Raw genomic sequence first — 6,584 nt, forward strand, 5'->3', positions numbered from 1 at the left:
ACCGAGGACGCGTCGGGCGGGAACGCCGACGAGACGTCGGAGGACGCGGCGACCGGCGGCGGCGCCGGATCCTCCGAGCCGCCCACGGACGAGACCACGGACGAGACCTCCGGCGCCCCGGAACCGCCCACGGACGAGACCACCGGCGCCCCGGAACCCCCCACCGACGAGACCACCGACGACGACGCCGGTGACCCCGGGCCGCCCACCGAGGGCACCGCCCCGCCCTGTCTGCCCGCCGGGTGGTTCGACATGACCCAGGAGTTCACCGACTACTACGCCCAGCACCTCACCAAGGCCGACGACGGCCGGTGGCCCTCGGTGGTGGCCGCCCGGCTCAAGCAGGAGGGCGACTCGGTCAGCGCGCTGGTCACCGTCAACTTCGTCCCGGCCGCCGAGGACGACTACGACGGCCGCCGGATCGCGGACGTCTTCGCCGCCTGGCGGCACGCGGCGTACGGGGACAGGGGGAAGCTGCGGATCGAGACCCGCAGCGGCGGCCGGGTCGTCGAGCGGTCCTGGTGAGAACAGGGACGGCCCGCGCGCTCAGGGCGTGAAGTGCCCGAACCTGCCCCGGTGGAAGAGCAGCGGCTCGCCGTCCGCCGTCCCGCCGAGCGCCTCCACGCGGCCCACCACGATCAGGTGGTCGCCGCCGGTGTGCACGTTCTGGATGCGGCAGTCCACCCAGGCCGGTACGCCGGCCAGGCGCGGGGAGCCCGTCACGGGGGCCGCGTCGAAGTCCACGCCCGCGAACTTGTCGGCGCCGCTCACCGCGAACGCCCGGCACAGCGGCCCCTGCGCGGCGCCCAGGATGTTCACGCAGAAGGTGCCCGCGCGCGCGATGCGCGGCCAGGTCGTCGACGTACGGCCCACCATGAAGACGACCAGCGGCGGGTCCAGGGAGAGCGAGGCGAAGGACTGGCAGGCGAAGCCGGCCGGGCCGTCCCCGTCCTGGGCGGTGACGACCGTGATCCCGGTGGCGAAGTGGCCCAGCACGCCCCGGAACTCGGCGGGGTCGACGGGCAGCCGCTCGTCGTCCCGTACCGCGCGTAAGTCCGGCCGGGGCAGGGCCTCGACGGGCTCGGCGGGGGCCGTGGCCACCGCGCCGACGGACCGCAGGTATCGGACGACGGTCGCCGCCATCCCTTCGTGTCCCATCACGCCCTCATTGAACCTGACGGTGCGTCAGATGGGAACCCTCACAGCCCCCGGTACTTGGGCGTCCGGCGCTCCACGAAGCTCGCCACGCCCTCCTGGGCGTCCCGGGTGGTCATATTGATCTCCTGGGCCGCCGCCTCGGCGGCGAAGGCGGCCGTACGGTCGCCGTCCAGGGAGGCGTTGACCAGCTGTTTGGCCAGCGCCAGCGAGCGGGTCGGGCCGCCGGCCAGCCGCTGGGCCCACTGCCGGGCCAGCGCGGGCAGCTCGTCGTCCGGCACCACCCGGTTGACCAGCCCCAGGCGCTCGGCGTCCGCCGCCGCCACCGCGTCCCCGAAGAACATCAGCTCCTTGGCGCGCTGCGGCCCCACCAGCCGGGGCAGCAGATACGCGCCCCCGCCGTCCGGGACCAGCCCGCGCCGTACGAACACCTCGATGAAGCGGGCCGACTCCGCCGCCAGCACCAGGTCGCAGGCGAACGCCAGATGCGCGCCGATCCCGGCCGCCGTGCCGTTGACGGCGGCGATCACCGGCTTCTCGCAGTCGAGCACCGCCGCCACCAGCCGCTGGGCGCCGAGACGGATGGTGCGCGCCACGTCCCCGGCGACCCGCTCGCCGGACACCACCGCCCCCCGCAGATCGGCGCCCGCGCAGAAGCCCGTACCGGTGGCGGTGAGCACGACGGCCCGTACGGCCGGATCGGCGCTCGCCTCACCGAGCAGCGCGATGATCCGCTCCCGCTGCTCCCAGGTCACGGCGTTCATGGCCGCGGGCCGGTCGAGCGTGATCCAGGAGACGCCGCCGTCGGTGGTGTGGCGGACGGTCTCGGTGAGCGGGCGGGCGCCATCGGCGCTCATGAGCACACCACCAGCGCGTCCAGCGCCACCGCTCCCTGCCCGCGCGGCAGGACCATCAGCGGGTTGATGTCCAGCTCCGCGAGCTCGCCGCCGAGTTCCAGGGCCATCCGCTGCACCCGCAGCACCACTTCCACCAGCGCGTCCACGTCGACCGGGGGCCCGCCGCGTACGCCGTCGAGGAGCGCCCGGCCGCGCAGCTCGCCGAGCATCGCGCGGGCCTGCTCCTCACCGAAGGGGGGTACGCGTACGGCCGCGTCGCCCAGCACCTCCACCAGGACACCGCCCAGGCCCACGGTCACGGTCGGCCCGAAGAGCGCGTCGTGGGTGACGCCGACGACCATCTCGACCCCCCGGGCGACCATCTGGCACACCAGCACGCCGTCCAGCTCCACACCCTCGTACCGGGCGGTGTCGGTGAGCTCGCGGTAGGCGTCGCGCACCTGACTGGCCGAGGTCAGCCCGACCTTGACCAGGCCGAGTTCGGTCTTGTGGGCGAGGCGGGTGCCGGAGGCCTTCATGACCACCGGGTAGCCGACCTGGCCCGCCGCCCGCACGGCCGCCGCCGCGCTGGTCACCAGCTGCTCGCGCGGCACCCGGATCCCGTACGCCCGCAGCAGCTGCTTGGCGGCGTGCTCGCTCAGCTGGTGGCCCGGCCGCATCAGGGCCTGGGCCTTGCGGAAGGAGGGCGAGGGGACGCGCGGCGCCTCGTCGAAGGGGGAGCGGTAGGAGGAGGTGAACCGGTGGTGGGAGAGGTAGGCGCGGACGGCGCCCACGCAGTTGCCGAACGTACGGAAGGTGGCGACCCGCGAGGAGCCGAGCAGGGTCTCGCGGTAGGCGGCCTCGGTGCCCACCGGTGAGCCCCACACCACGCACACCAGCTTGTCGGTGTGCTCCGCCGCCTCCACCAGGTCCCGGGCGAGCCTGTCGCTCATCGGCGGGAACGGCCCGGTGATGGGGCAGATCAGCACGCCGACGGACGGATCGTCCAGGATCGCGTCGATGATCTTCCGGCCGCGCCAGTCGCCCACCGGGTGCCCGCCGTTGTCGACCGGGTTGGCCACGTTCAGATACGGCGGTATCCAGGTGTGCAGCTGGGCCTGCCTCGCCTCGGAGAGGGTGGGGAGGGTGAGCCCGGCGGCCGTCGCCAGATCCGCGAAGTGGGCGCCGGTGCCGCCCGAGATCGAGTAGACGACGACCCCGTCGGCCACTGGCGGACGGGCCCGCGCCAGCAGGGCCGAGGTGTCCTGGAGCTCGTCGAGGCCGTCGACGCGGATCACCCCGTACTGCCGCATCGCCGCGTCCACCACCTGGTCCGCGCCGGTCAGCTTGCCGGTGTGGGAGGCGGCGGTGCGCGCCCCGGTCTCGGTGCGGCCGACCTTGACCGCCACCACCGGCACCCGCGCCCGCGCCGCCCGGTCGGCGGCGAGCAGGAAGGAGCGGCCGTCCTTGAGCCCCTCCAGATAGCAGGCGATGGCCCCGACCTCGGGGCGCTCGGCGAAGTACGCGATGAAGTCGGCGCTCTCCAGATCGGCCTCGTTGCCGGTGGGCGCCCAGTGGGAGAGGCGCACCCCGAGCTCCTGCATCGCGAACAGCGGGCGGCCCTGATGGCCGGACTGGGTGATCAGGGCGATCGCGGGCCCGGAGAGGTCGTCGCGGAAGTGCTCGAAGGCGTTGAGGTTGGTGTTGGGGCCCAGCAGGCGCACACCGGAGCGCTCCACGGCGGCGCGCAGGCGCTCCTGGGCGGCGGCGCCGTCGTCACCGGTCTCGGCGAAGCCGGACGCGAAGGCGACGGCGAACCTCACCTTGGCCTCGGCCAGTTCGTCGATCAGCGGGAGCGGGTCGGCCACCAGCAGTACCGCCAGGTCCACCTGCTCCGGCAGGTCGGTGACGGACGCGGCGCAGGGCAGGCCGAAGACGGCGTCGCGGGTGGGGTGCACGGGGTGGACGCGGGCGCCCACCCGCTCGGCCCAGGCGATCAGCTGGCGGGTGATCCCCGTGTTGGGGCGGCCCTCGGTGTCGGAGGCGCCGACGACGGCCAGCGACTCGGGCCGGAAGAACCGGTCGAGGTCGGGCACGGGCGCGTACAGGGGCCGGCCGCTGACGTCCAGATCGCCCTCGGCGGCGGCGGTGCCGTGGACGGTGCCGGGCCGGGGCTGCTCGCCGCAGGCGACCACCCGTGCGCGGAGGTCGGTCGTGAGGGTGCCGTGAGTCGATCCAAGCATCGTTCCGCCCGCTCCTGGTCGATGGCCAACATGGCACGTGCGCATCCGTCGTGACGCAACTGGCTGGTAACTGACGCACAGTCAGATTACAGACCTGACGACCAGTCAGGAACCGTCGTGCGGGCAAATGCTCACCGGAGGCTCCGGGACGTGCGGGAGCTACGGCCGAGTACGTTTTCCGTACCCGTCCGTAGGGCGGCTACCCGTCACCATTGCGCCAACTACGGCGTGCGCGGGTGACGCCGCGGGGGCGCGGGCCGGGTGCCTCGGCCGCCGCGTCAGGAGCGCGCGACCGCCCTGGCGATCTTCCGGGCGTCGATGCCCAGCTCGCGGAGCATGCCGCTGATGGGGTTGGTGAACCCGGTGAAGTAGAGACCCGGGGCCCCCGGCGCCGGACGGCCGCCGTGGACGGCCGGTCTGCCCCGCCCGTCCAGGACGCCGAGGTGGCCGACCAGACCCTCCAGGGCCCGCCGGTAGCCGGTGGCCGCGACGACGGCCTCGGGCGAGATCCGGCTGCCGTCGGCCAGCACGACCTTCGCCCCCTCGAACGACTCGACCGCCGCCACCGGCTCGACCCGCCCCGCCTGTACGGCCGCGATCAGCCCCACGTCCTGTACGGGGATGGCGCCTTCGCGTACGCGCGCGTAGAGGCCCTTCTCCGGCCGGGGCAGCCCCTTCTCCCCGAGGTCGGGCACGCTGAGCCGGGCCAGCGCCCCGGCCGCCCGGTCCACCAGCGGGACCGGCAGCCGCCGCACCAGGATGCCGGAGGCCTGGGCGGGCCAGCCCGCGGTGGAGCGGCGCAGGATGTGGGGCGGGGTGCGCACGGCGAGCCGCACCCGTCCGGCGCCGCCCTCGGCCAGGTCGACGGCGATCTCCGCGCCGGTGTTCCCGGCGCCCACCACGAGCACGTCCTTGCCGGCGTACGGCGCGGGGTCCGTGTACCGCCCGGCGTGCAGCAGGGTGCCGGTGTACGTGTCCGCGCCGGGCCACTGGGGCAGGTACGGGGTGTGGTTGTACCCGGTCGCCACCACGACCGCCCGCCCGGTCAGCCGCCGCCCGCCGGTCGCGTGCAGCAGCCAGCCGCCGTCCTCGGCACGCTCGACCCGGGAGACCTCGACACCGGTGACGATCTCCAGCTCGTGGACCTCGGCGTACTTCTCCAGGTACCGCACGACATCGGCGCGGGCGACCCAGCGCCCGAACGACCGGGGCATCCTGAGCCCCGGCAGCGCGGACAGCCGCCGGGTGGTGTGCAGCCGCAGCCGGCCGTAGTGGTGGCGCCAGGAGTCCCCCACGGCGTCGGCCTTCTCCAGGACGACGGCCCGTACGCCCCGGCCGCGCAGCGCGGCGGCGACGGCGAGGCCGCCGGGGCCTGCACCGATGACGTAGACGGGGCGAGTGGGGTCGTTGGTGGCCATGAGAACCGAGCGTATCGACGCGGCTGTTTGATGGGTCTCGGTCAAGACCTGAATCGGTTACGAATCGATTGCGCTCCGGAGTGCGCGGGGGCCGGAGTCCTTGCGCGGGAAGCCGCCGTCCGCTGAACTGACGTACCGTCAGGTGGCGTGTTCCGGGGAAGGGGCTGCGGATGGACTCGATCTGGCTCAGCGGTGCCGAGTGGATGGCCGTCCTGCGGATGGGCCTCGGCCTGTGGTGGCTGGAGAGCTGGCGCCACAAGGACAAGAAGGGCTGGTTCGAGCGCGGCACGGGCATCGCGTGGGCGGCGGACGTGGCGGCGAAGCACCGCTGGGAGGCGGTCCGCAGCGGCTTCGCGACCGTGGTGGAGCCCCGGCCCCGGACGATGGCGTACGTGGTGGTCTACGCCGAACTGGCCCTGGGACTCGGCCTGGTGGCGGGCCTGCTCACCCCGGTGGCGCTGGTCGGGGGCCTGCTGCTCAACCTCCTCTACCTGGTCCTGATGATCCACGACTGGGCCGAGCAGGGGCAGAACGCGATGATGGCCCTCATCTCGCTGGTCGCGCTGTTCGCGATGGCGTGGCAGACGTGGTCCCTGGACGACGCGATGGGGTGGTTTCGATGACCGCGACGCCGGAGACCGACGCGTTCACGCGCGCGTACTGGGACGCGGCGGCGGCCGGCCATCTGCTGATCCGCCGCTGCGGGGGGTGCGGGCGGGCGCACCACTACCCGCGCGAGTTCTGCCCGTACTGCTGGAGCGAGGACGTGTCCTGGGAACGGGCGAGCGGCCGGGCCACGCTGTACACGTGGTCGGTGGTCCACCGCAACGAACTGCCGCCCTTCGGGGGCCGGGTGCCGTACACGGCGGCGGTGGTGACGCTGGAGGAGGGCCCACGRATGATGACGGAGGTGGTGGGCGCGGGGGGCGCGG

General features: G+C 74.0%; 6 protein-coding genes and 1 pseudogene. 3 read left to right on the forward strand and 4 right to left on the reverse strand.

Features of this window, described 5'->3' with window-relative positions:
- Positions 1-525: pseudogene (locus tag ACJA3G_RS26690) on the forward strand (hypothetical protein); the annotation flags it as partial.
- A 21-nt stretch (positions 526-546) separates the two neighbouring features.
- Here ACJA3G_RS26690 and ACJA3G_RS26695 read toward each other — a convergent pair.
- From ACJA3G_RS26695 to ACJA3G_RS26710, 4 genes are all read right to left on the reverse strand, one after another.
- The gene (locus tag ACJA3G_RS26695; protein ID WP_406555601.1) at positions 547-1,143 is read right to left on the reverse strand and encodes a flavin reductase family protein; all 597 of its coding nucleotides are present in this window, start codon (positions 1,141-1,143) and stop codon (positions 547-549) included.
- A gap of 56 nt (positions 1,144-1,199) precedes the next feature.
- Positions 1,200-2,012, reverse strand: coding sequence for an enoyl-CoA hydratase/isomerase family protein (locus ACJA3G_RS26700; protein WP_406555596.1), 813 nt, complete (start codon positions 2,010-2,012; stop codon positions 1,200-1,202).
- On the reverse strand, positions 2,009-4,234 hold the full coding sequence (locus tag ACJA3G_RS26705; protein ID WP_406555597.1) for an acetate--CoA ligase family protein: 2,226 nt from the start codon (positions 4,232-4,234) through the stop codon (positions 2,009-2,011). Before ACJA3G_RS26705 ends, ACJA3G_RS26700 begins: the two co-directional genes overlap by 4 nt.
- Before the next feature lie 278 nt (positions 4,235-4,512).
- Positions 4,513-5,652: a flavin-containing monooxygenase gene (locus ACJA3G_RS26710; RefSeq protein WP_406555598.1), complete on the reverse strand. Its 1,140-nt coding sequence runs from the start codon at positions 5,650-5,652 to the stop codon at positions 4,513-4,515.
- A gap of 170 nt (positions 5,653-5,822) precedes the next feature.
- Here ACJA3G_RS26710 and ACJA3G_RS26715 point away from each other — a divergent pair, with 170 nt between their 5' ends.
- On the forward strand, positions 5,823-6,275 hold the full coding sequence (locus tag ACJA3G_RS26715; RefSeq protein WP_406555599.1) for a DoxX family protein: 453 nt from the start codon (positions 5,823-5,825) through the stop codon (positions 6,273-6,275).
- Positions 6,272-6,584 (forward strand): Zn-ribbon domain-containing OB-fold protein (locus tag ACJA3G_RS26720; protein WP_406555600.1); only part of this gene is annotated, 313 nt, incomplete at its 3' end. The genes ACJA3G_RS26715 and ACJA3G_RS26720, both read left to right, overlap by 4 nt.

Source organism: Streptomyces sp. YS-3 (assembly GCF_045257485.1).
In the GTDB taxonomy this organism is placed as follows: domain Bacteria; phylum Actinomycetota; class Actinomycetes; order Streptomycetales; family Streptomycetaceae; genus Streptomyces.

Excerpts from the sequence above, each read along its gene's own strand:
- ACJA3G_RS26695 (WP_406555601.1), bottom strand. The coding sequence starts at position 1,143 with ATGGCGGCGACCGTCGTCCGATACCTGCGGTCCGTCGGCGCGGTGGCC.
- ACJA3G_RS26700 (WP_406555596.1), bottom strand. The coding sequence starts at position 2,012 with ATGAGCGCCGATGGCGCCCGCCCGCTCACCGAGACCGTCCGCCACACC.
- ACJA3G_RS26705 (WP_406555597.1), bottom strand. The coding sequence starts at position 4,234 with ATGCTTGGATCGACTCACGGCACCCTCACGACCGACCTCCGCGCACGG.
- ACJA3G_RS26710 (WP_406555598.1), bottom strand. The coding sequence starts at position 5,652 with ATGGCCACCAACGACCCCACTCGCCCCGTCTACGTCATCGGTGCAGGC.
- ACJA3G_RS26715 (WP_406555599.1), top strand. The coding sequence starts at position 5,823 with ATGGACTCGATCTGGCTCAGCGGTGCCGAGTGGATGGCCGTCCTGCGG.